Genomic DNA, 22,893 nt, shown 5'->3' on the forward strand with positions numbered 1-22,893 from the left:
GATCATCCTTTCAGGCCGGAGCGGGAGACACCCTCGATCACGTAGCGCTGCGCCACCATGAACAGCAGCAGCACCGGAATGCTGGCCACCAGCGCGCCCGCCATGATCACCGGGTAGTTGATCGTGTAAGCGCCCTGGAGGATCGCCAGGCCGGGCGGCAGCGTGAACTGGTCGGGGCTGAACAGCACGTAGATCGGCCAGATGAAGTCGTTCCAGTTGGTCAGGAAGCTGATCACCGCGAGGGTGGCCAGGGCCGGCTTGGACAGCGGCAGCACCACCTTGACGAAGATCTGCCACGAGTTGGCGCCCTCGATCAGCGCCGCCTCCTCCAGCTCCCGGGGCAGGCTCAGGAAGAACTGCCGCAGGAAGAAGACGCCGAAGGCGCCGGCCGCGCCCGGGATGATCAGCGCCCAGAGGGTGTCGAGCATGCCGAAGCGGTCGACGATCAGGAAGTTCGGGATGATCAGCACGAAGCTCGGGATGAAGAGCGTCGCGATGATCATGCCGAAGATCGCCCGCTTGAAGCGGAACTCCAGGCGGGCCAGGGCGTACGCGGCCATCGACGCGATCGCCAGCACCAGCAGCGCCTGCCCGGTCGCGGCCAGCACGCTGTTGAGGAACCAGCGCAGCACCGGCGTCTGATCGTTGCCCATGAGCGTGTCGAACGCGCCGGTCGTGGGCTCCTGCGGGAACACCGTCGGCGGCACCCGGGTCGCCTCGCCCGGCGTCTTGAAGGCCGTGAGCAGCATCCACACGAGCGGCGCGATGAAGACCAGACTGAGTCCGATCAGGACGGTGTACCAGGCCACTGGCCGTACGCGTCTCATGCGTCCTTCTCCCGGAAGAGGCGGAAGACAACCGCGCTGATCAGCAACAGGCCGACAGTGAGCAGATAGCTCATCGCGGCGGCGCTGCCCATCTTGTAGTCGGCCAGGCCGACCTGGGCGATGTACATGATCGCGGTGCGGGTCTCGGTGCCGGGCGCGCCCTGCGTGATCAGGTAGGACTGCCCGAACATGTTGGCCGACACGAGGATCGTGTTGACGGTGACGAACAGCAGCACCGGGCGCAGGCCGGGCAGCGTCACGTGGCGGAACTCGGCCCATCTGCCGCCGCCGTCGATGCGGGCCGCCTCGTACAACTCCTTCGGGATGTCCTGGAGACCGGCCAGATAGATCACGGCGTTGAAGCCGAGCGTCCACCAGACCGTCACGCCCACGAGCGTGATCCAGGCCCACGGCAGTGCCGTGGTCCAGGGGGCGCTGCCGGGCAGGATCGCGTTCACCACACCCAGATTCGGGTCGAGGAGGAAGCGCCAGAGCACACCGATCACGGCGACGCCGAGGACGTACGGCGCGAAGTAGACCGCCCGGAAGAAGGTGCGCCCTTTGAAGCTGCGGTTGAGCATCGACGCTATAGCCAGCGGCACCGTCAGCAGCAACGGCACGCTGAGGACCGTGAAGATCCCGGTGGCCGACATGCTTTCCCAGAAGAACCCGAAGACGGCCGAGCTCGAGTCGAACAGCGCCTTGTAGTTGTCGAGCCCCACGAACGGCTTGCCGGGCAGCAGGTAGTCCCAGTCGTGCAGGCTGATCCACAGCCCGTAGACCGCCGGCGCCAGCACGAACGTCGCGAAGACCACGAAGTACGGCAGAACGAAGAGGTACGGGGTGAGCGCGCCGGTACGCCGGATCCGGCCCCCGGCGGGCGACTCCGTCCTCGTCTGCTCCTTGACTGCCAGGTCAGCCGCCATACTTCTTCGCGTTCTGCTCCAGGAGCTGGTTGGCCTTGGCGGCACCGTCGGACAACGCCTTGGCCGGCTCCTTGCGTCCCAGGACGGCCTCGTTGATCGCCGTGACCACCGTCGCCATCGCCTCCGCGATGCCCGGCTTCGGCGGCAGGAAGTGCAGGTCGTCGATCTGCGAGCCGATGGCCGACTGCTCCGGCAGCGCCTTGAACTCGGCGCTGTCGCGGATCTCGGCCCGGGCCGGCACCTGGCCGCCCTTGGCCCACTCGATCGAGTGCTGGCTGATCCAGTTGATGAAGACCTTGCCCGCGGCCAGCTTGTTGTCGTCCTTGGTCTTCTGCTTGAACTGCACGAACTGGTGCGAGCCGGCCCAGGCCGCCTTCTGGGTGCCGATCTGCGGCAGCGCCGACACACCCCACTGGAGGTTCTTGTCCTCCTTGAGCGTGTTGATGGTCCAGATGCCGTTCCAGTTGAAGGCGTTCTTGCCGTTGCGGAACGACACGAGGTCGGCGTCCTGGGCCACGTTCTTCGGGCTCCAGCCGTTCTTGACGTGGTCGGTCATCCAGGTCAGGGCCTGCACGCCGGGCTGCTCGGCGTAGAGCGCCTTGGTCGCCTGCTCGTCGAACAGGTTGCCGCCGAACTGCCACAGCAGGGACTGGAACTGCATGCTCCCGGTGAACTCGAACGGCGTCACCCAGTCGCCCTGGATGCCCTTGGCCTTCATCTTGTCGAGGGCGTCGAGATATTCGTCGTTGTTCGTGGGCGGCTTCTCGGGGTCGAGGCCGGCCTTCTCCATGACCGTCTTGTTGTAGAAGAAGCCCAGCGGGTGCACGTCGAGCGGGATCGCGTAGCGGGTGTTGTTGTAGACGCCCGCGTTCCACACCGGCGGCGAGAAGTCCTCGGCCTTGAAGTTCAGCGCCTTGGCCAGGTCCTCCAGCGGCAGGATGACGCCGCGGGCGGCGTTCGTGGCCACGTTGTCGACGTGCATGATGCCCAGGTCGGGGCCGTTGCCGGTGGCGACCGCGGCCGGCACCTTCTGGTAGTAGTCGGCCCACTGATAGGTGTTCATCGAGACCTTGATGTTCGGGTGCTCGGTGTTGAACTGGTCGACCAGCTTCTTCATGAACGGGCCGTCACCGCCGGTGAAGCCGTTCCAGAAGGCCAGGGCCACGTTCGGGCCGGTGTACGTGGTGGGCGCCGGCGCGGCGTTCTGCCCACCACCGGTGACCTTCTCGTTCGGTCCACTGTCGCCGCACGCGCCGAGCAGGACGGCTCCGCCGGCGCCGGCGGTGAGACCGAGCAGGCCCCGTCGGGAGAATTGAAGATTCACTATGACTCCTCGGGAGTGAGGCACAGGGCGTGCCAGGAGACGGGCGGGAGGATGAGCTCGTTCCCCGGGGAGACGGCCGTCTCGCCGGTGAGCGTGAAGTGCCGCGCCAGGCGGTGCCGCGGGAAGGCGCGAAGGTCGAGGTCGAGCGGCACCGGCTCGGTGCCGCGGTTGACGACGAAGACGGTGAGGGCGCCGGTCTCCTCGTCGTGGGTGGCGACGGCGTCGACCGCCGGGACCTCGCCGAAGCGGCCGGTCGCCATCGACGGTGCGGTCAGCGCGGGCCGCAGCACGGTGCCGCGGGCCAGCCGGGCGGTGTGCGCGAACGGGTGGAAGATGGTCTGCCGCCAGGCCCGGCCGCCGGGCTCGGTGCGGATGGGCGCGATGACGTTGACCAGCTGGGCCTGGCAGCCGACGGCCAGCCGGTCGGCGTGCCGCAGCATGCTGATCAGCAGGTTGCCGACCACCATGGCGTCGGTGCCGTCGTAGTCGTCCTCGATCAGCGCCGGCAGCTCCTCGATCTCCCGGTCCTCGGGCTCGGTGAAGCGGCTCTGATACCAGACGTTCCACTCGTCGAGCGAGAGCTTGATGCGCTTGGAGCGGCGCAGCTTCGCCCGTACGAAATCGGCCGTGGCCACCACGTTGTCGATGAACCCGTCGAGGTCCACGGCGGACGCCCGGAAGGTGGCCTCGTCGTACTTCTCCGGGTCGTAGTAGTTGTGCAGCGAGATGTAGTCGACCTGGTCGTACGCCTGCTCGAGCACCGTCGCCTCCCAGGAGGCGAAGGTCGGCATGCCCGAGTTCGAGCTGCCGCAGGCGACCAGCTCGATGCTCGGGTCGACACGCCTCATCGCGTGCCCGGCCCGGGCCGCCAGCTGCCCGTACTCCAGCGCGGTGAGGCTGCCGATCTGCCACGGGCCGTCCATCTCGTTGCCCAGGCACCACAGCTTCACGTCGTGCGGCCGGGCCACACCGTGCTTGCGGCGCAGGTCGGCGGCGGCCGTGCCGTCGGGCAGGTTGCAATATTCGACGAGCTCGGCCGCGGCCTCGACGCCACGGGTGCCGAGGTTGACCGCCATCATCGGCTCGACGCCGGCCAGGCTCGACCAGCGCATGAACTCGTTGAGGCCGAAGGCGTTGCTCTCCAGGGCCCGCCAGGCGAGGTCGAGGCGGCGCGGGCGGTCGCCGCGCGGGCCGACGCCGTCCTCCCAGCGATAGCCGGAGACGAAATTGCCGCCCGGGTAGCGCACGGTGCTGACGCCGAGCTCGCGGACCAGCTCGAGCACGTCGCCGCGCAGACCGTCGTCGTCGGCGGTGGGGTGACCGGGTTCGAAGATGCCCGTGTAGACGCAGCGGCCCATGTGCTCCACGAAGGAGCCGAAGAGCCGGCGATCGACCGGTGCGACGGAGAAGGCGGGATCGAGGGTGAGGTGCGCCACTGCCATGCCACGTTTTTACAACGTTGCATTCATCGTTGTAAAGAGACGACGGTAAACGTTGTGAAATCAGGCCGTAACTTTGGTCAGGCGGAAGTGCTCTCGCGGACCACCAGGCGGTGGTCGACGCGGAGCTCGCGCGGGGCGCCGGCCGCGGCCGGCCCGTCGCCCAGCCGCTCGGCCAGCAGGTCGACGGCGAGCTGAGCGATCCGCGGGGCGTCGGGCGCGATCGTGCTCAGCGTCGGGGTGGAGAAGCGGCCGTCCTCGATGTCGTCGAAACCGATTACGGCGACGTCGCCGGGCACGCTCAGGCCCCGCTCCAGCAGCGTGCGGATCGCGCCCAGGGCGAGCAGGTCGTTGAAGCAGAAGACCGCGTCCGGCGGCTCGCCCTGGTCGAGCAACCGGGCCATCGCGGCCGCGCCGTCGGCCCGGTGGAAGCTCTCCACCGGCGTCTCCAGACTCGGCAGCCCGGCCTCGGCCAGCACCGACCGATATCCGGCCAGCCGCTGGTGCGCGGTCACGGCCGAGGGCCGGTCCTGCACCCCGATCGCGGCCACCCGCCGGCGGCCCAGCGAGGTCAGATGACGGGTCGCGTCGGCCGCGGCCGCGGTGTTGTCGATCGCCACGTGATCGGCCGGCCCGTGCCACACCCGCTCACCCAGCAGCACCATCGGGGTTCCGCTCTCCACCGCCAGCTCCTCGCCGGCCAGGGCGAGCGGGCTGAAGATCAGCCCGTCGATGGCGTGCCGGCGCAGCCCAGCGACCAGGTTGCGCTCACGCTCGGCCTGCCCGTCGGTCTGGTCGATCAGAACGGTCCAGGAACGCTGCTCGGCCGCCTGCACGATCAGGCCGGCGATCTCGGCGAAATAGGGCGACTGGAGCTCGGGCACGGCCAGGGCGATCACGCCGGAACGGCCGCTGCGCAGCTGGCGGGCGGCCATGTTGGGCACGTAGCCGAGCGCCTCGATGGCGGCCTGCACCCGGGCACGCGTCGCCGGGGCCACGTGCACGTAACCGTTGACGACATTGGAGACCGTCTTGATCGACACGCCGGCCCGCGCGGCGACATCCTTGAGGCCCGGCGGCACGAATGTGGACTATACAACGTTGCAGTACTTAAGTCCGATCACCCGGCGGAGCTAAGGGCCGGCTAAAAGATCTGCGTTCGCGATTACCGTGGCCGCATGTCCATGAGCGCAGCGTGTCTGCTGGCCGAGGAGTCCGCCGTGCATGTCGAGAGCGATGCCGACGCTTCGGTGGCCCTGTTGTCCGTCGTCGGGGCCTGGGATCGGGCGCTGTGGCAGAGCACCACCAGCCGGCTCCGGAAATGCCTGGCCGGGCACCCCGAGGCGATCATCGTGGACCTCTCCGGCCTGGAGGACCCCGAGGCGCGGAGCGCGCCGACGTGGATCACCGCACGCCTCACCGCGGCCACGATGGAGCCGCCCGTCCAGCTCGCCCTGTGCGTGCCGCCCGACCTGCCCCTGGCCGACCGGCTGCAACGCCTGGGCGCCCGCCATCACCTGCCCGTCTACGCCAAGGTCCGGCAGGCCCGGGTCGCCATCGCCAGCCGGTTGCCGCTGACCGAGCGCCTGATGCTGAGCCTGCGGCCCGATCCCGAGGCCCCCAGCCTCGCCCGCAACCTGGTCAGCGACGCCTGCCTGGCCTGGGACCGGCCCCGGCTGCTGCATCCGGGCCGGACCGTCATGTCCGAGCTGGTCACCAACGTCGTCGAGCACGCCCGCACCGAGATGACGGTGGTTGTCAGCCTGCGCGGGCCCGGGCTGCACATGAGCGTGGCCGACCTCTGCCCCGACCCGCCGCAACTGCTCCGGCCGAGCCGGGTCCGGGCCGGCCGGCCCCTCGACGAGCGCGGGCTCGGCCTGCGGCTCGTCGAGGGCACGGCTGCGGCGTGGGGAACGCTACCGACCCGTACCGGAAAGGTCGTCTGGGCAACGCTGCAACCACGCCGCCTGTCGGCTACTGGGCCTCGATGATCATTCCGGCGGCGACCGTACGGTTGGTGCTCTCGTCGATCAGGATGAAGCCGCCGGTGGTGCGGTTGCGCCGATATTCGTCGGCCAGCAGCGGCACGGTGGTGCGCAGGCGCACCCGGCCGATCTCGTTGAGCTTCAGCTCGCCGGCCGCCTCGTCCCGGTGCAGCGTGTTGACGTCCAGCCGGTACTGCAGGCCGCGCACGACGGTCCGGGCCGAGCGGGTGGTGTGCTTGATGGCGTACTTGCCACCGACGCGCAGCGGCGCCGACTCGTCCATCCAGCAGACCATCGCCTCGATGTCCTGTGCCACCGCGGGCGCGTTGTGCGGACGGCAGATCATGTCGCCGCGCGAGATGTCGATCTCGTCGGCCAGCCGGACCGTCACCGACATCGGCGGGAAGGCCTCGTCGACCGGGCCGTCGGCGGTGTCGATGGCCTCGATCTTGCTGGTCAGCCCGGACGGCAGCACCATCACGTCGTCGCCCGGCTTGAGCACGCCCGAGGCGACCTGACCGGCGTAGCCGCGGTAGTCGGTGACCGTGGTCGACTGCGGGCGGATCACGTACTGCACCGGGAAGCGCACGTCGACCAGGTTGCGGTCGCTGGCGATGTGCACGTGCTCCAGGTGGTGCAGCAGCGACGGCCCGTCGTACCAGGGGCTGTTCTCCGACCGCGACGCGATGTTGTCACCGTTGAGAGCCGACACCGGGATGATCGTCAGGTCGGTGATCTCGAGCTTGGCCGCGAACGAGGTGAACTCGTCGGCGATCCGGTCGTAGACCGCCTTGTCCCAGTCGACCAGGTCCATCTTGTTGATGCAGAGCACCAGGTGCGGCACCCGCAGCAGCGAGGTCAGGAACGCGTGCCGGCGGGACTGCTCGACCAGGCCCTTGCGCGCGTCGACAAGGATCAGCGCGAGGTCGGCCGTAGAGGCGCCGGTGACCATGTTCCGGGTGTACTGGATGTGCCCCGGGGTGTCGGCGATGATGAATTTCCGCCGCGGCGTGGCGAAGTAGCGGTAGGCCACGTCGATCGTGATGCCCTGCTCGCGCTCGGCCCGCAGGCCGTCGGTGAGCAGCGCCAGGTTGGTGTACTCGTCACCGCGCGACGCGCTGGCCGCCTCGACCGCCTCGAGCTGGTCGGCGAAGATGGTCTTGGTGTCGTACAGAAGACGCCCGATCAGGGTGGACTTGCCGTCGTCGACGCTGCCGGCGGTGGCGAACCGCAACAGGTCCATGCGCGCCGAAGGCGCCGTCTCGTTCTCCAGGACGGCCTGGCTCATCAGAAGTAACCCTCTCGCTTGCGGTCTTCCATCGCGGCCTCGCTGACCTTGTCGTCACCGCGGGTCGCGCCACGCTCGGTGATCCGGGTCGCGGCGACCTCGTCGATCACCTTCTCCACCGTGTCGGCCTCGGACAGCACGGCCGCGGTCTGCGAGGCGTCGCCCACCGTGCGGTAGCGCACCCGGCGCACCTCGGACGTCTCGCCGTCCTTGAGCTGGATGAACTCGTTCACGGCGTAGAACATCCCGTTGCGCTCGACGACCTCGCGGTCGTGCGCGTAGTAGATGCTCGGCAGCGGGATCTGCTCCTTGGCGATGTAGTGCCAGACGTCCAGCTCGGTCCAGTTGGAGAGCGGGAACACCCGGATCGACTCGCCGGGGTGGTGCCGCCCGTTGTAGAGGGCCCAGAGCTCGGGACGCTGGTTCTTCGGGTCCCACTGGCCGAACTCGTCGCGGAAGCTGAACATGCGCTCCTTGGCGCGGGCCTTCTCCTCGTCGCGGCGGGCGCCGCCGAACAGGGCGTCGAAGCGGTATTTCTCGACCGCGGCCAGCAGCACCGGGGTCTGGATGCGGTTGCGCGTGCCGTCGGGCAGTTCGCGCACCAGGCCGGTGTCGATGGCCTCCTGGACGCTGGCCACGACCAGGTTGAGGCCGAGGGTGGCGACCCGGGTGTCGCGGTAGTCGAGCACCTCGGGGAAGTTGTGCCCGGTGTCGACGTGCATGACCGGGAAGGGGATGCGGGCCGGGGCGAAGGCCTTCTCGGCCAGCCGCAGCATGACGATCGAGTCCTTGCCACCCGAGAACAGCAGGACGGGACGCTCGAACTCGGCCATGACCTCGCGCATGACGAAGATGGCCTCGGCTTCGAGGGCATCAAGATGCGAGACGCGGTACGGCTTTGTCTGGCTCATGGTGGTATCCAGACCTTTCCGGCTCTTTTGTGGCGCTGGGAGTTACCTAGGGGGAACCGTCATTTTGACGGAAGGTGACGCTGCAACGCTGCAAGTAACCGAGGAGCGAGATCCTTACGGCACACCACCAGGTCCGGCAACTTAGGGTCGGCCTCGTTGTATCTCAGCGTAGAACCGTCGATACGGGAAGCGTGCAGGCCCGTGGCCAGCGCCACAGCGACCGGCGCGGCCGAGTCCCACTCGTACTGGCCGCCCGCGTGGACGTACGCGTCGGCGTCGCCGTTGATCACCGCCGCGATCTTCACGCCGGCCGAGCCCATCGGCACCAGCTCGGCACCGAGCTCCTCGGCCAGTGTCGTGACAAAGGCCGGCGGACGGGTGCGGCTGGCCGCGATCCGGATCGGGCCGCCGGTGGCCGACTCCAGCGGCAGCGGCGGATAGGCCGGCGGGTGGTCGGTGGCGATCGTCCGGTGCTGCGCCGGCATCGCGACCGCGCCCGCGGCCAGACAGGACGGGCTCCCGCAGTCGGCCGTCCAGAGCGCCACGTGCACGGCCCAGTCGGACCGGCCCTCCTCGGAGAACTCCCGGGTGCCGTCGAGCGGGTCGACGATCCAGACCCGCCCCGAGTTCAGCCGCTCGGGGCGGACGCTGCCCGGCTCGCCGTCGCGCCACGCCGCGCGGGCGTGGTCGTCCTCCTCGGACAGCACCGCGTCGGCCGGGCGCCACCGCGCCAGCTCGGCCTTCATCAGGTCGTGCGCGGCCTTGTCACCGGCCGCCTTGAGGGCGGCGCCGTCGCCGTACCCCATCTCCTCCCGCACCTGGAGCAGCGCCTGGCCGGCCTTGTCGGCCAGCCAGCGGGCGAAGGCGCCATCGGTCACCGGCGCGTGGCCGGAGTCCGTGCTCTCCCGTTGCGAAGTCATGCGCGCCGACGTCTCTGTCCGCTCGCCCATAGAGTTTTCTCCCCAAGAATTAGTAAGCCCCGGAGGACCGCACCACAGCCGTCATCGTGCGCAACAGGATGACCAGGTCCAAACTCAGCGACCAGTTCTCCACATAGCGCAGGTCCAGCCGGACCGCTTCCTCCCACGGTAGATCCGAACGTCCGGATACTTGCCACAGGCCCGTCATGCCCGGCTTGACGGCGAGCCGGCGCCGCACGTCGTCGGCGTACGCCGCGACCTCGGCCGGCAGCGGCGGACGCGGCCCCACCAGCGACATCTGCCCCAGCACCACGTTGAGCAGCTGAGGCAGCTCGTCCAGGGAGAACCGGCGCAGATATCGCCCGACCGGGGTGACCCGCGGATCATCACGAATCTTGAAGAGCACACCGTCGTGCTCGTTGAGATGCCTCAGCTCGGCCAGGCGGGCCTCGGCATCGACATACATGCTGCGGAACTTGTAGATGCGGAAGTGACTGCCGTCACGACCGACCCGCACCTGACGAAAGAGTACCGGCCCGCGCGAGGTGACCCGCACACACAGTGCGACGCCCAGCAGCAGCGGACCGAAGATCACCAGCAGGGCCAGCGCGCCGAGCCGGTCGACCGCCTCCTTGACCAGCCTCGATCCGCCGTGCAGCCGCGGATGCTCGACGTGCAGCATCGGCAGCCCGTCGAAGGGCCGGATCGTGGTGCGGGCGCCGGCCACGTCGACCAGCGCGCTGGCCACCACCAGGTCGACCTCGTCCCGCTCGAGCCGCCAGGCCAGCCGGCGCAGCTGCTCGCCGTCGAGCTCGGGGCAGCTGAGCACCACCACGGTGTCGGCGTCGGCCTGCTCGACCGCGCCGGCCACGTCGTCGAACGTGCCGTACACGACGAAGCCGCTGACCCCGGCGCCGTCGTGACCGGGCGGCAGGCAGGCACCGACCACCTCGAGCCCGTGGTAGCGCTCCCGCCGCAACTGCCGGGCCATCCCGATGATCGACAGCTCGTGACCGACCAGGATCACCCGGCGCAGGTTGGCGCCCCGGGCCCGGGCCAGATGCAGCCGCTTGCGCAGGGCGAAGCGCAGCACCGCCGAGGCGACGATCGCCGTGGGCAGGGCGGCCAGGACATAACTTCGGGCCAGATCGAGATCGAGGGCGTACGACACCAGGGCCGCTCCCGCGATCAGCCCGACCCCACCGCGGAGCACGCGCTGATATTCGTCGGTGCCGACGAACAGATAACGCCGCTCGTACGCCCGCGAGACCGCCAGCACGACGAGCAGAAGCACCGGCAGCAGGGCGGAGAGCAGGATGTAGCCGCGGTTGTAGGTGGTGACCTCGTCGCCGAAGCGCAGGGCGAAGGCGGTCGCGCCGGCCGCGGTGCCGGCCATCAGATCGCACAGCACCAGCGAGCGGACGTAACTGCGCTCCCAGCGCTGACGTCGCGACATGGCCGCGTGCCGCCCGCGCATCCGGATGAACGGCCGGGCCTGCGGGCGTACCGCCGCCGAGCGGTTGCGCCGCTGCGACCAGTGCCGGTCGACCGCCTGGTTGCGCGCGGGATCAGCCGCTTCCGTCCCGGCCCGCGGCGGCGCGTTGTCCGGCTTCCCGCCGCCCTTGACCGCGCCGCCCTTGACAGCGCTGTCCCTGACTGGGCTGTCCTTGACGGGCGGGCCGTCCTTGGTCGCGGCTCGGGTCGCGCTGTTCATCGGCCACTCGCCGGGCTGCGACCGGTCGTCGCTCGATCGGGAGCCGGCGCCGGCCGGGGGCGGGCTCAGCGGCACGACCGGGGCCGGGATCCTCGAGTTCCGCGCGACGGCTTTCTTCGGGCCCTGGTTGGCCGGCGGGTGGTTGGCCCAGCCGTACCCCTCGGGCGGCTCGGCGCCGGATCCCTCCGGCGACCCGATCTCCGGAAGCAAGACGGTCGGCTCCGTCAGCACCGACTCTCGCGGCGCGGACAGGTCCTGCCGCATTCCGAACCTCCCCCGTACGCCGGTCAAAACGCACCGAACCGGTGCGTACGTGTGACCAACGGACGGACGGTCGAACGCGTCACGGGATCGAGAGACGGACAAAACCGCCCAAATGATCTATCCGTTCGAGCCCCGTGAGATCAACCGCCGTGGTATTTGTTCTGCGCCCACTCGACGCCCTCGAGCACGATCGCCTCCACCACGTCGGCCGCCCGGTCGATGAGGAAGTCCAGCTCCTTGCGTTCCACGCCGGAGAAGTCGGAGAGCACGTAGTCCGCCGGATCCTGCCGCCCGGGCGGACGGCCGACCCCGAAACGGACCCGGGCGTACTCCTTGCTCGACAGCGACTTCGACATCGAACGCAGACCGTTGTGGCCACCCTCACCACCGCCACGCTTAGCCCGTACCTGACCGAAAGGCACATCAAGCTCATCGTGCACGGCGATCACGTTCGACACCGGCACTTTGAAGAACTGGGCCAGCGAGACCACCGCGTTGCCGGACAGGTTCATGAAGGTCAGCGGCTTGACGAGCACCAGCTTGGGCCCGCCGAAGCCGAGGCGCCCCTCGGCCACCTCGCCGTGGGCGCGCTTGGACCGGCCGAACTTGGCACCCACCCGGGACGCCAGCAGATCGGCCACCATGAAGCCCACGTTGTGGCGGTTGCCGGCGTACTCCTTGCCCGGGTTACCCAGACCGACGACCAACCACGGCGCGTCCTCAGCCACCGTTCCCCGCTCCTCTGCAAACGCGTATCGGGGAAAGTGCCCACGGCACTTTCCCCGATCACAGCCCGATCCTTGTTACTCCGCGGCGGGAGCCTCTTCGCCCTCGGCCGTCGCCTCGGCGCCCTCGGCCGACTCGCCCTCGAGCTGCTCGGCCGTCTGCGCCTGCGAGACGATCGCCAGCACGAAGTCGGGCTCGACGGCCAGCTCGACGCCGCTGGGCAGCGTCACGTCGCCGGCGGTGACCTGCGCGCCCGCCTCGAGGCCCTCGATCGAGACGTCGAAGCCGGTCGGCAGGTGCATCGCCTCGGCGACCACCGCGAGGGTGTTCGACTCGTGCACGATGAGGGTGTTGCGGGCGGCCTCGCCGGTCAGGTTGACCGGGACGTCGACCTGGACCTTCTCGCCGCGCTTGACGATGATCAGGTCCACGTGCTCGTACGTGTCCTTGATCGGGTCACGCTGGATCGCTTTGGGCAGCGCGAGCGTGGTGCCCGAGGCGCCGTTGATGTCGATCGTGAAAACCTGGTTGAGACCGCCGTGCCGGATCGCGGCGGCGAACTCACGGGCCGGCAGCGCGATGTGCTGCGGCTTCTCGCCGTGGCCGTAAAGCACGGCGGGCACCAAACCGGCCCGGCGCGTGCGGCGGGCACCACCCTTGCCGAACTCGGTGCGGGGCTCGGCGCTGATCTTTACCTCGGACACGGGGAAACTCCTGAAACTCTTCGATCGGGCTGCGTCTAAGTCGGCGGGCTGCGGCAGTGCTGATCGGCCGCCGTAAGTGCTGGAGGCCGTCGTCGGCGCTGCCGGGCAAGGGGGCGCGCTGGGCACAGGCCCGGAGCACCGCGTCGATCACGGTGCCCCCGAATGGCTGCGAACCTCAGCAGACCGCGGGGCACCCTCGCCGTGGCAACCGCACTATCTTACCCACAGCCCGAGCGCACTCCTCAGCGGGTCCGGTCCGCTGCGGCAGTCCGCGCAAACTTCACCCGGTAGAGGTTTCAGCTGAGGCCACCGAACAGCGTGGTCACGGAGCCGTCGTCGAAGACCTCACGGATCGCCCGGGCCAGCAGCGGGGCGATGGACAACACAGTGATCTTGTCGAGCCGCTTCTCCGGGGGCAGCGGCAGTGTGTTGGTCACCACGAGCTCGCTGATCCGGCTGTTCTTGAGGCGCTCGGTGGCCGGGTCGGAGAGCAGCGCGTGGGTCGAGGCCACGATCACATCGGCCGCGCCCTCGTCCCAGAGGATGTCGGCCGCCTTGGTGATCGTGCCGCCGGTGTCGATCATGTCGTCGACGATCAGGCAGACCCGGCCCTCGACCTCGCCGACCACACGGTTGGCCACCACCTGGTTGGGCTTGAGCGGGTCACGGGTCTTGTGGATGAAGGCCAGCGGGCAGCCGCCCAGCCGGTCGGTCCACCGCTCGGCCACACGCACCCGGCCCGAGTCGGGCGCGACCACCGTCATCGGCCGGCCCGCGTACTTCTTCTGCACGTGCTCGGCCAGGATGTCCATCGCGAACAGGTGGTCGACCGGTCCGTCGAAGAAGCCCTGGATCTGGGCGGTGTGCAGGTCGACCGTGAGGATCCGGTTGGCACCGGCCGTCTTCAGCAGGTCGGCGACCAGGCGGGCCGAGATCGGCTCGCGGCCGCGGTGCTTCTTGTCCTGCCGCGAGTACGGATAGAACGGCAGGACCACGGTGATGCGCTTGGCCGATCCGCGCTTCAGCGCGTCGATCATGATGAGGGTCTCCATGACCCATCGGTTGACGCCCTCGGTCACCGACTGCACGACGAACGCGTCCGAGCCACGGACCGAGTCCTTGAACCGGACGAAGATCTCACCGTTGGCGAACTCGTACGAATCGGCGGGGGTCGGCGCGACGCCGAGCACCTGGCCGATCTCGTCCGCCAGCTCCGGGAAACCACGTCCGGAGAAAAGCATCAGACTCTTACGGTTCTCCGCGACGATGCTGCCCATCGGCTCGCTACTCCCGTTGGATCGAGGGGGTGGGGATGTGATCGAGTGAAGTATCCCCCGAGGCCACCGAAGCGCCACGTTACGCGGGCACCGGGTGGGATGCCTCACCCCCAGCGGATCACTCCTGGTCAGAACGGGTTCACCCGGCCGCCACGGCGCCACCGAGCGCACCTGGATCATCACCGTTCGAGCGCGCCGGTGGACCGTGGTGTCGGATAGCCGCCACCGGCCGGTGTACCCCCAGCCTCCCCTAGTTACCGCACGGCCGCACGGCGTTCGCTTTTTGCACAGGAACCGCCGAGTCTTTGCACAGCGACGGCCCAGGCGGATGCCGCCTGGGCCGTACGTCTCAAGCCTCTTTACTCCGCTTCGGAGATCTCACCCTCGGGGGCCTTGGCCTCCTCGAAGCGCTCGGCCGCCGCGGCCGAGACCGTGCCGGCCCGGCGGCGGGCCACCCAGCCCGCCACGTTGCGCTGCGGCGCCCGGGTCACGGCCAGGGCGCCCGCGGGCACCGTGCCCGAGATCGCGCTGCCGGCCGCCACGTAGGCACCCGGCTCGATCGTGGCCGGCGCGATCAGCACGGTGTCGGAGCCGACGAACGCGGCCTCACCCACTGTCGTGTGGTTCTTGTTGACGCCGTCGTAGTTGGCGAAGATCGTGCCGGCGCCGATGTTGGACTTGGCGCCGACCGTGGCATCGCCCACATACGACAGGTGCGGCACCTTGGCGCCGTCGCCCAGCTCGGCGTTCTTGGTCTCGACGAAGCCGCCGACCTTGGCCTTGCGGCCCAGCTTGGTGCCCGGGCGCAGGAACGAGAACGGGCCGACGGTGGCCTCGTCGCCGACCTGGGCGCCGATCGAGTGGGTGCGCAGGACCACGGCACCGGCGCCGACCGTCGTGTCGATCAGCGTCGTGTCGGGACCCACGATCGCCCCGCCGGCCACACTGGTCGCGCCCAGCAGCTGCGAGTTCTGGTCGATCTCGGCGTCCGGCTCGAGCGTCACGGTCACGTCGATCCAGGTCGTCGACGGGTCGAGAATCGACACCCCGCGGCGCATCCAGGCCTCGTTCACCCGGTCGCGCAGCAGCGCGCGCAGCTTGGCCAGCTCGGCCCGGTCGTTGCAGCCCAGCGTCTCCCGCGCGTCCGGCGCCACAAAGACGCCGACCGGGTCGCCGGCCGAGGCGAGCAGGCCGAAGACGTCGGTGAGGTATTCCTCGCCCTGGTCGTTGTCGGTGGACAGCTTGGAGAGCGCCTCGCGCAGCGAGGCCACGTCGAACGCGTAGATGCCCGCGTTGATCTCGCGGATCGCCTTCACCTCGGCCGACGCGTCGCGCTCCTCGACGATGCGCTCGAGGTTGCCGGCGGCGTCACGCACGATGCGGCCCAGGCCGGCCGGGTCGGGCACCTCGGCCGCCAGCACGGTCGCGCCGCGCCGGCCGGCCTCGTGGGCCGCGATCAGGTCGGACACGGTCTCGGGGCGCAGCAGCGGCACGTCGCCGTTGAGCACCACGACCGTGCCGGTCGTCTCGGGCACGGCCTCGAGCGCGATGCGCACCGCGTGACCGGTGCCGTTCTGCTCGGCCTGGAGCACCGGCACGGCGCTCGGGGCGATCTCGGTGAGGTGCGCCGTGACCTGGTCGGCCTTGTGGCCGACGACCACGATGACCTGCTCGGCGCCGGCCGGCTCGGCGGCGGCCAGCACGTGCCCGACCAGGGTGCGGCCCAGCAGCGGGTGCAGGACCTTGGGCGTCGCGGACTTCATCCGCTTGCCTTCACCGGCGGCGAGAACGACGACGGTACGACGAGGGGACTGGCTCACGCGGTACTCCATTGCTCGCAGTAGAGAGATCGATGCAGAGGGGCGGCGACACACACAGCCGCGCGGACAGACTGCTCCCGGAAGAGGATTCGAACCCCTATAAACGGCACCAAAAGCCGCGGTCCTACCATTAGACGATCCGGGACCATTCGGACTTTTCCCGTTCGGGATCCATCCACCGGTCACATCTTAGCGGCACGCCCGCCATGCTCACCCGCCGCAATCCCGACAGTGGGACCTCCCAAAGCTACGGACACGTAAGTTACGGTGACGTAGCCGTAAGTAGTTGATCTCCCCCCGGATCAGTGAGGTGTCATGACACCCAAACCCCTCACCGACGGCCCGCAGTCACGCGGTGTCCTCATCGCCCTCTACGGATTCGTCGTCATCCCCTTCCTGGCCGTCCTCGCGGCCGTTCCGGTCGCCTGGGGCGGCTGGCTCTCCTGGTCCGACGTCGCCATCGGCGCCGTGTTCTACCTGATCTCCGGCCTGGGCATCACGGTCGGCTACCACCGCTACTTCACGCACGGCGCGTTCAGGGCCAAGCGCTGGCTGCGGGTGGCGCTGGGGCTGGCCGGCTCGCTGGCCATCGAGGGCAACATCATCCAGTGGGTGGCCGACCACCGCCGGCACCACATGTTCAGCGACCAGGAGGGCGATCCGCACTCGCCGTGGCGCTACGGCACCGGCTATTGGGCCCTGACCAAAGGCCTGTTCTTCGCCCACATGGGCTGGATGTTCAGCCGCGAGCTGTCCAACCGGGAACGGTTCGCCCCCGATCTGCTGGCCGACCGGGACATCAACCGGATCGACCGGTTCTTCCCCGCCGTCGTGGTCTTCTCCACGCTCGGCCCGGCGCTGATCGGCGGCCTGGTGACCTGGTCCTGGCAGGGCGCGGTGACCGCCTTCTTCTGGGCCGGCGTGGTGCGCGTCGGCCTGCTCCACCACATCACCTGGTCGATCAACTCGGTGTGCCACGTCTACGGCGAGCGCCCGTTCGAGGTGCGCAACGGCGACAAGGCGTCCAACTTCTGGCCGCTGGCGATCGTGTCGCTCGGCGAGAGCTGGCACAACCTGCACCACGCCGACCCGACCTGCGCCCGGCACGGCGTGCTGCGCGGCCAGATCGACATCTCGGCCCGGGTCATCTGGCTCTTCGAGCGCACCGGGGCGGCGTTCAGCGTCAAATGGCCCAATACGGAACGTCTGGCCACGAAGATGGCGGGGAGGGCTGGCAGGATAGCCGGGTGACGGATCCCATCGACGCCAGCGACGAGCGCCCCCGCACCCGCCGCCAGCGGCCGCCGACGGCCCCACGGGTCCGCATGTCGGCCGCGCAGCGGCGGGAGCAGCTGATCGCGATCGGCCGCCAGCTGTTCGCCGAGCGCGGCTTCGACGCGACCAGCGTGGAAGAGGTCGCGGCCCGGGCCAAGGTCTCCAAGCCGGTGGTCTACGAGCACTTCGGCGGCAAGGAGGGCCTCTACGCGGTGGTCGTCGACCGCGAGGTCCGCTCGCTGCTCGACCGGATCGCGGCCGCGCTCACCGCCGGCCACCCGCGCGAGCTGCTGGAGCAGGCGGCGCTGGCCCTGCTCGACTACATCGAGGACGAGCCGCACGGCTTCCGGGTGCTGGTGCGCGAGTCGCCGGTGCTGTCACCGGCGGGCACCTTCTCCAGCGTGATGAACGACGTGGCCCATCAGGTGGAGCACATCCTGGGCGACGAGTTCCGCGGCCGCGGCCTCGACCCGAAATTCGCCGAGCTCTACTCGCAGGCGCTGGTCGGCATGGTGGCGCTGGTCGGCCAGTGGTGGCGCGAGGCTCGCAAGCCGAAGAAGGAGATGGTGGCGGCCCACCTGGTCAACCTGGCCTGGAACGGCCTGTCCAACCTCGAGCCGAAACCGGCCCTCATCACCCGCAAGGTCAAATAAAAAGGCCCGCCGTCGCCGGCGGGCCTTTTCTGCGGAGATCAGGCGGTGCGACCCTCGCGCACCTGGCGCGGGGCGCCGGCCTTGCTCGGCTCGGCGACCTTGCTGTAGAGGCCGGCCGTGATGAGGAAGATGCCCGCGAGATAGGTGACCACGACCGTGGACACCGTGAAGCCGAGGAAGTTGGCGTCGGTGCGGCTGGCCGCGAGCTCGTAGCTGCCGAAGACCAGCAGCGCCCATCCGACGTACTTGTAAGCCTCGACGTCGAGGTTGCGGCCGATGACGGCGGCGCCGAGCACGATCGCGCCCAGCACCAGCGAGATGATCGACCACAGCAGGTTGCTGCCCTGGCCGAGGACCCGCTCGCCGTTGTCACCGGTGAAGCTCTCGCCCGAGGTCTGGATGAAGCCGACGATGGCGAACACGATGAGATAGGCGCCGACCAGGAGGCCGAGCGCGCGGTACAGCGGCCGCAGCGGGTGGTTTACCGGGGTGTGCGCCATGGTGTCCGTCTCCAAGGTCAGGTGTTGTACACGCCGATTCTCGCGTATCCCGGTCAAGCGGCGCAGGCACACCCCCCGGATCAGTTACCGGGCACCTGCTCCGCGAGCTCGAGCCAGGCCTCCTCGACCGCGGCGCGTTCCTCTTGTACCGATTTGAGCTGCGCGTCCAACTCTACGATCTTGCCGTAGTCGCTGCCGTGCTGAGCGAGGCTTTCGTTGATCTTCAGCACACGCTCGTCGAGCTTGGCCAGCTGCCGTTCCAGCTTGGCCAGATCTTTGCGAGCCTGCCGCACCTCGGCCGCCGAGAGGCCACTCGCGCTTTCCGCGCTTTTCGGTTGTACGCCGGTGGAAGCGCCCGCCGCCGAAGGCCCGAGCCTCGACGCGGCGCGCTCGAGATATTCGTCGATGCCGCCCGGCAGATGCACGAGGCGGCCGTCGCCGAACATCCCGTACGCCGTGTCGGTGACCCGCTCGACCAGGTAGCGGTCGTGGCTGGCCACGATCATCGTGCCCGGCCAGGAGTCGAGCAGATCCTCCAGCGCGGCCAGGGTGTCGGTGTCGAGGTCGTTCGTCGGCTCGTCGAGCAGCAGCACGTTCGGCTCGGTGGCGAGCAGGCGCAGCAGCTGAAGCCGCCGCCGCTCACCACCGGAGAGATCGCTGACCGGCGTCCAGATGCGCTTGTCGGTGAAGCCGAACACCTCGGCCAGCTGGCCGGCCGACAGCTCCCGGTCGCCCAGCTTGACCCGCTTGGCCACCTCTTCGACCGCCTCGAGCAGACGCAGATGGCCGGGCAGCTCCTTGAGCTCCTGGGACAGGAACGCCGCCCGCACGGTCGAGCCGGTGACCAGGCGCCCACCGTCGGGCTTGGTCACGCCGGCCAGCAGCCGCAGCAGCGTGGTCTTGCCGGCGCCGTTGGCGCCCAGGATGGCGAACCGGTCGCCCGGCCCGACCTGCCAGGTGAGGCCCTTGAAGATCGTCTTGGGTCCGGCGTTGAGGGTCACGTCCTCGATGTCGTAGACCTGCTTGCCGAGCCGGCTGGTGGCCAGTTTCTGCAGGCTCACGGTGTCGCGCACCGGCGGCACGTCGGCGATCAGGGCGTTCGCGGCGTCGATGCGGAACTGCGGCTTGGACGTACGGGCCGGCGGGCCCCGCCGCAGCCAGGCGATCTCTTTGCGCAGCAGGTTTTGCCGGCGGGCCTCGATGACGGCGGCGACCCGCTGGCGCTCGGCCCGCGCGAGGGTCCAGGCCGCGTAGCCGCCCTCGTACGCGTGCACCTGCTCGTCGACGACCTCCCAGGTCGCCGTGCAGACCGCGTCGAGGAACCAGCGATCGTGGGTGACCACGACGAGCGCGCCCCGGTGGGTGGACAGCAGGTAGCGGGCGAGCCAGTCGACACCGGCCACGTCGAGATGGTTGGTGGGCTCGTCGAGGATCAGCAGGTCGTTCTCGCGCACGAGCAGCGCGGCCAGCGCGACCCGGCGGCGCTCGCCACCGGACATCGGGCCGACCGGCGTGTCGAGCCCGAGGTAGCCCATGCCGAGACCGTCGAGGATGGCCCGCACCCCCGCGTCGCCGGCCCACTCGTGCTCGGCGCCCATGCCCTCGGACAGCCAGGCGGTGCCGAGCACGACGTCGCGCACGGTCGCCTCACCGTCGAGGGCGAAGGTCTGCGGAAGGGTGGCGACACGCAGGTCGCGCCGGTGGGTGACCCGGCCGGCGTCGGGCTCCTCGCTCTTGGCGAGCATGCGGAGAAGAGTCGACTTGCCGGCGCCGTTGAGGCCGACGATGCCGACGCGGGCGTCGTCGTCGAGGCCGAGAGAGACGTCGGTGAGCAGCTGACCGGCGGCGCCGTAGCCCTTGGAGACCCGGTCGAGGTTGATGATGTTTGCCACGATGCGGTCTAGGTTACCCGCGCGCCCGGCATCGGCCCCCGCGCGGTGACCGCCTCCCGGCACACCCCCGCGGCGTTGATCGCGGCCGCGACCCGGGCCGCGTGCCCCGCGTCGGTGGCCAGGAAGACGCAGGTCGGCCCCGACCCGGAGACGAGACCGGCCACGGCCCCGGCCTGCTGCCCAGCCTTGAGCACCTCGGTCAGCTCGGGCCGCAGCGCGAGCGCGGCCGGCTGAAGGTCGTTGCCGAGCGCCGCCCCGAGCACGGCCGGGTCACGCTGGCGCAGGGCGGTCATCAGCTCGTCCGGGTCGCCCAGCGCCTTCGGCGGGAAGGAGCTGTCGCGCAGCTCGTCGAGCTTGCGGTAGACGGCCGGGGTGGAGAGACCACCGTCGGCGATGGCGACCACCCAGTGCCACGTGGTGGGCCGGGCCAGGATCGGGCTGACGGTCTCGCCGTGCCCGGTGCCCAGGGCCGTGCCGCCGTGGAGCAGGAAGGGGATGTCGGACCCGAGGGTGGCACCCACCTCGGCCAGCTCGTCACGGGAGAGACCGGTCCCCCAGAGCAGATCACAGGCGATCAGCGTGGCCGCCGCGTCGGCGCTGCCCCCGGCCAGCCCACCGGCCAGCGGAATGGTCTTGCGCAGGTGCAGCCGCGCATAGGCCGGCATGCGCGTCCGCGCCGCGAGCGCCTTGGCCGCCCGAATGATCAGGTTGCTCTCGTCGAGCTCCAGCGCACCGGTGCCCTCCCCCTCCATGGTGAGGGTGAGCGTGTCACCGGCCCGCGCCGTCAGCTCATCGAACAGGCTGATCGCGTGGTAAACGGTGTTCAGCTCGTGGAACCCGTCCGCCCGCAGCGGCCCGACCCCGAGATGCAGATTGATTTTCGCAGGGACCCGCACCCGCACCGGCCCGTGATGCCGGCGAGGCTCGTCATCGTCCGGCCCCCAAGCCTCCGTCACGGAGTGATCTCCCGGATAGGAAGCTTGATCTCGAACGGCATGGTGAGCTCCAGCTCGGTGTCCGAATCGGCGGCCAACTCATAACGGCCGTCGACGAGGTCGTAGGCGTACACATGGACCGGATCCTGTTCGATACGCCAGAAATGCGAGACGCCGGCCGCCGCATATTCCGAAGGCTTCTCGAATCGATCCCGCCGCTTGGTGCCGGGCGAGACGACCTCGACCGCGATGGCCACCTGCTCAGGAAGAAAGAAATGATTGATCGTCGGAACGGGATGCCGCAGTAACAGGACATCCGGTTCGAGGCTGTCCCGTAGACCGACAGCGACGCCGACGGCTGTGCCGGGGATGAACATGTCAGCGGGCGCATTCTGCCGGAACCACATCCACAGCAGGTTCCCGATGGTCTGATGACCGAAGGTCGGGGAGGGGACCACGATCATGACTCCGTCGCGAAGCTCGACGCGGGGTGCGTCGTCCGGCAGGGCAAGGACATCCTCGAGGTAGTGATTGGCCAAACGCTGCCTGATGGGGTCGGGCGACCACATGACATGACCCGTCGGCTCGGCGCTCATGAGTCCACCTCCTCGGCCTTTGCGTCGGTCGGGCTGAGCTTACCGCCGGAGGGCGACAGTTTTGCCTCGGCGGCGATGGCGGTGAACTGCTCGACGGTCAGCGACTCGCCGCGCGCCTGCGGGCTGATTCCGGCCGCCACCAGCAGCTTCTCGGCCCGGTCGGCGCCGCCCGCCCACCCTGCCAGGGCGGCCCGCAGGGTCTTGCGGCGCTGGGCGAAAGCCGCGTCCACGACAGCGAAGACAGCCGATCGGTCGACGTCACCCGGAGGAGTGCGGGCGGTGAACGCGACCAGCCCCGAGTCCACATTGGGCACCGGCCAGAACACCGCCGGCGGCACCTTGCCCGCCGACCGGGCCTCGGCATACCAGGCCAGTTTGACGGACGGAACCCCGTACACCTTGGAACCCGGACCGGCGACCAGCCGGTCGGCGACCTCCTTCTGCACCATGACGAGACCCCCGCGCAGTGTCGGCAGTTCGGCCAGCAGATGGAGGACCACCGGAACCGCTACGTTGTACGGCAGATTGGCCACGAGCATGGTCGGCGCCGGCTCGAACCCGCCGGCCCGCACATGCAGGGCGTCGGCGTTGTGCACGGTCAGATGAGCGTCGGAGACGGTCTCCGGCAGCGCGGCGGCCAGCCGAGGATCGATCTCGACGGCGTGCACATGCCGGACCGCGCCGACCAGGCCGAGGGTGAGCGAGCCCAGCCCCGGGCCGACCTCGAGCGCCACGTCGTCGGGCCGCAGCCCGGCCGCGGCGACGATGCGCCGGATCGTGTTCGGGTCGTGCAGGAAGTTCTGGCCGAGCTTCTTGGTCGGCGCCACGCCGAGACGGGCGGCCAGTTCCCGGATCTCCGCCGGGCCGAGAAGTGCGTCAGCCATGGGTTCAGAGCCTACGGGGAGGGCCGCCGCAGG

At 69.6% G+C, this 22,893-nt stretch carries 21 protein-coding genes and 1 tRNA gene; 3 read left to right on the forward strand and 19 right to left on the reverse strand.

Going from position 1 to position 22,893, the window contains the following annotated elements; genetic code table 11:
* Positions 1 to 2 precede the first annotated feature (2 nt).
* The 5 genes from ACQP2X_RS45955 to ACQP2X_RS45975 form a co-directional block, all read right to left on the reverse strand.
* On the reverse strand, positions 3 to 827 hold the full coding sequence (locus ACQP2X_RS45955; RefSeq protein ID WP_498692476.1) for a carbohydrate ABC transporter permease: 825 nt from the start codon (positions 825 to 827) through the stop codon (positions 3 to 5).
* Positions 824 to 1,753: a carbohydrate ABC transporter permease gene (locus tag ACQP2X_RS45960; protein ID WP_498692477.1), complete on the reverse strand. Its 930-nt coding sequence runs from the start codon at positions 1,751 to 1,753 to the stop codon at positions 824 to 826. Before ACQP2X_RS45960 ends, ACQP2X_RS45955 begins: the two co-directional genes overlap by 4 nt.
* Entirely contained in the window at positions 1,743 to 3,077 is a 1,335-nt protein-coding gene (locus ACQP2X_RS45965) for an ABC transporter substrate-binding protein (RefSeq protein ID WP_498692478.1), read from the reverse strand. The genes ACQP2X_RS45960 and ACQP2X_RS45965 overlap by 11 nt, the downstream gene beginning before the upstream one ends.
* Positions 3,077 to 4,519, reverse strand: coding sequence for an arabinosylfuranosidase ArfA (gene arfA, locus ACQP2X_RS45970; RefSeq protein WP_498692479.1), 1,443 nt, complete (start codon positions 4,517 to 4,519; stop codon positions 3,077 to 3,079). The genes ACQP2X_RS45965 and arfA overlap by 1 nt, the downstream gene beginning before the upstream one ends.
* 77 nt (positions 4,520 to 4,596) lie before the next feature.
* Positions 4,597 to 5,598, reverse strand: coding sequence for a LacI family DNA-binding transcriptional regulator (locus tag ACQP2X_RS45975; protein ID WP_498692480.1), 1,002 nt, complete (start codon positions 5,596 to 5,598; stop codon positions 4,597 to 4,599).
* 96 nt (positions 5,599 to 5,694) lie between these two features.
* Here ACQP2X_RS45975 and ACQP2X_RS45980 point away from each other — a divergent pair, with 96 nt between their 5' ends.
* Positions 5,695 to 6,507 (forward strand): ATP-binding protein, encoded by an 813-nt coding sequence (locus ACQP2X_RS45980; RefSeq protein ID WP_498692481.1) that lies wholly within the window; start codon positions 5,695 to 5,697, stop codon positions 6,505 to 6,507.
* On the opposite strand, the gene cysN is transcribed toward ACQP2X_RS45980, so the two are convergent.
* The 9 genes from cysN to ACQP2X_RS46025 all read right to left on the reverse strand — a co-directional run bounded on the left by cysN (position 6,491) and on the right by ACQP2X_RS46025 (position 16,270).
* The gene (gene cysN, locus ACQP2X_RS45985) at positions 6,491 to 7,789 is read right to left on the reverse strand and encodes a sulfate adenylyltransferase subunit CysN (RefSeq protein WP_498692482.1); all 1,299 of its coding nucleotides are present in this window, start codon (positions 7,787 to 7,789) and stop codon (positions 6,491 to 6,493) included. The two genes, ACQP2X_RS45980 and cysN, sit on opposite strands and share 17 nt — an antisense overlap.
* The gene (gene cysD / locus ACQP2X_RS45990) at positions 7,789 to 8,700 is read right to left on the reverse strand and encodes a sulfate adenylyltransferase subunit CysD (protein ID WP_498692483.1); all 912 of its coding nucleotides are present in this window, start codon (positions 8,698 to 8,700) and stop codon (positions 7,789 to 7,791) included. Before cysD ends, cysN begins: the two co-directional genes overlap by 1 nt.
* Positions 8,701 to 8,759: 59 nt before the next feature.
* A complete protein-coding gene (locus ACQP2X_RS45995) occupies positions 8,760 to 9,620 on the reverse strand; it encodes a 3'(2'),5'-bisphosphate nucleotidase CysQ (protein WP_498692484.1) in 861 nt (286 codons plus the stop codon).
* Between the two features lie 49 nt (positions 9,621 to 9,669).
* A complete protein-coding gene (locus ACQP2X_RS46000; RefSeq protein ID WP_498692485.1) occupies positions 9,670 to 11,598 on the reverse strand; it encodes a sugar transferase in 1,929 nt (642 codons plus the stop codon).
* Between the two features lie 140 nt (positions 11,599 to 11,738).
* Positions 11,739 to 12,326 carry an aminoacyl-tRNA hydrolase gene (gene pth, locus ACQP2X_RS46005; RefSeq protein ID WP_498655554.1) on the reverse strand — a complete coding sequence of 196 codons (588 nt, stop codon included), beginning with the start codon at positions 12,324 to 12,326 and terminating at the stop codon, positions 11,739 to 11,741.
* A 75-nt stretch (positions 12,327 to 12,401) separates the two neighbouring features.
* A complete protein-coding gene (locus ACQP2X_RS46010; protein ID WP_498692486.1) occupies positions 12,402 to 13,028 on the reverse strand; it encodes a 50S ribosomal protein L25/general stress protein Ctc in 627 nt (208 codons plus the stop codon).
* A 296-nt stretch (positions 13,029 to 13,324) separates the two neighbouring features.
* Entirely contained in the window at positions 13,325 to 14,305 is a 981-nt protein-coding gene (locus ACQP2X_RS46015; RefSeq protein ID WP_203768357.1) for a ribose-phosphate diphosphokinase, read from the reverse strand.
* 359 nt (positions 14,306 to 14,664) lie between these two features.
* On the reverse strand, positions 14,665 to 16,125 hold the full coding sequence (gene glmU / locus ACQP2X_RS46020; protein WP_498692487.1) for a bifunctional UDP-N-acetylglucosamine diphosphorylase/glucosamine-1-phosphate N-acetyltransferase GlmU: 1,461 nt from the start codon (positions 16,123 to 16,125) through the stop codon (positions 14,665 to 14,667).
* 74 nt (positions 16,126 to 16,199) lie between these two features.
* Positions 16,200 to 16,270, reverse strand: a tRNA-Gln gene (locus ACQP2X_RS46025).
* Between the two features lie 170 nt (positions 16,271 to 16,440).
* Here ACQP2X_RS46025 and ACQP2X_RS46030 point away from each other — a divergent pair.
* On the forward strand, positions 16,441 to 17,376 hold the full coding sequence (locus tag ACQP2X_RS46030) for an acyl-CoA desaturase (RefSeq protein WP_498692488.1): 936 nt from the start codon (positions 16,441 to 16,443) through the stop codon (positions 17,374 to 17,376).
* Positions 17,377 to 17,450: 74 nt separating this feature from the next.
* Positions 17,451 to 18,053 (forward strand): TetR family transcriptional regulator, encoded by a 603-nt coding sequence (locus tag ACQP2X_RS46035; protein WP_498701268.1) that lies wholly within the window; start codon positions 17,451 to 17,453, stop codon positions 18,051 to 18,053.
* A 38-nt stretch (positions 18,054 to 18,091) separates the two neighbouring features.
* Here ACQP2X_RS46035 and ACQP2X_RS46040 read toward each other — a convergent pair whose 3' ends face one another.
* The 5 genes from ACQP2X_RS46040 to rsmA form a co-directional block, all read right to left on the reverse strand.
* The gene (locus ACQP2X_RS46040; protein ID WP_498692489.1) at positions 18,092 to 18,568 is read right to left on the reverse strand and encodes a DUF4383 domain-containing protein; all 477 of its coding nucleotides are present in this window, start codon (positions 18,566 to 18,568) and stop codon (positions 18,092 to 18,094) included.
* A gap of 65 nt (positions 18,569 to 18,633) precedes the next feature.
* Positions 18,634 to 20,445, reverse strand: coding sequence for an ABC-F family ATP-binding cassette domain-containing protein (locus tag ACQP2X_RS46045; RefSeq protein WP_498692490.1), 1,812 nt, complete (start codon positions 20,443 to 20,445; stop codon positions 18,634 to 18,636).
* A gap of 8 nt (positions 20,446 to 20,453) precedes the next feature.
* Positions 20,454 to 21,401 carry a 4-(cytidine 5'-diphospho)-2-C-methyl-D-erythritol kinase gene (locus tag ACQP2X_RS46050; protein WP_498692491.1) on the reverse strand — a complete coding sequence of 316 codons (948 nt, stop codon included), beginning with the start codon at positions 21,399 to 21,401 and terminating at the stop codon, positions 20,454 to 20,456.
* A complete protein-coding gene (locus ACQP2X_RS46055) occupies positions 21,398 to 21,976 on the reverse strand; it encodes a Uma2 family endonuclease (protein WP_498692492.1) in 579 nt (192 codons plus the stop codon). Before ACQP2X_RS46055 ends, ACQP2X_RS46050 begins: the two co-directional genes overlap by 4 nt.
* Positions 21,973 to 22,860, reverse strand: coding sequence for a 16S rRNA (adenine(1518)-N(6)/adenine(1519)-N(6))-dimethyltransferase RsmA (gene rsmA, locus ACQP2X_RS46060; RefSeq protein WP_498692493.1), 888 nt, complete (start codon positions 22,858 to 22,860; stop codon positions 21,973 to 21,975). The genes ACQP2X_RS46055 and rsmA overlap by 4 nt, the downstream gene beginning before the upstream one ends.
* Positions 22,861 to 22,893 lie beyond the last annotated feature (33 nt).

This window comes from Actinoplanes sp. CA-131856 (assembly GCF_050956135.1).
Classification (GTDB): Bacteria; Actinomycetota; Actinomycetes; order Mycobacteriales; family Micromonosporaceae; genus Actinoplanes.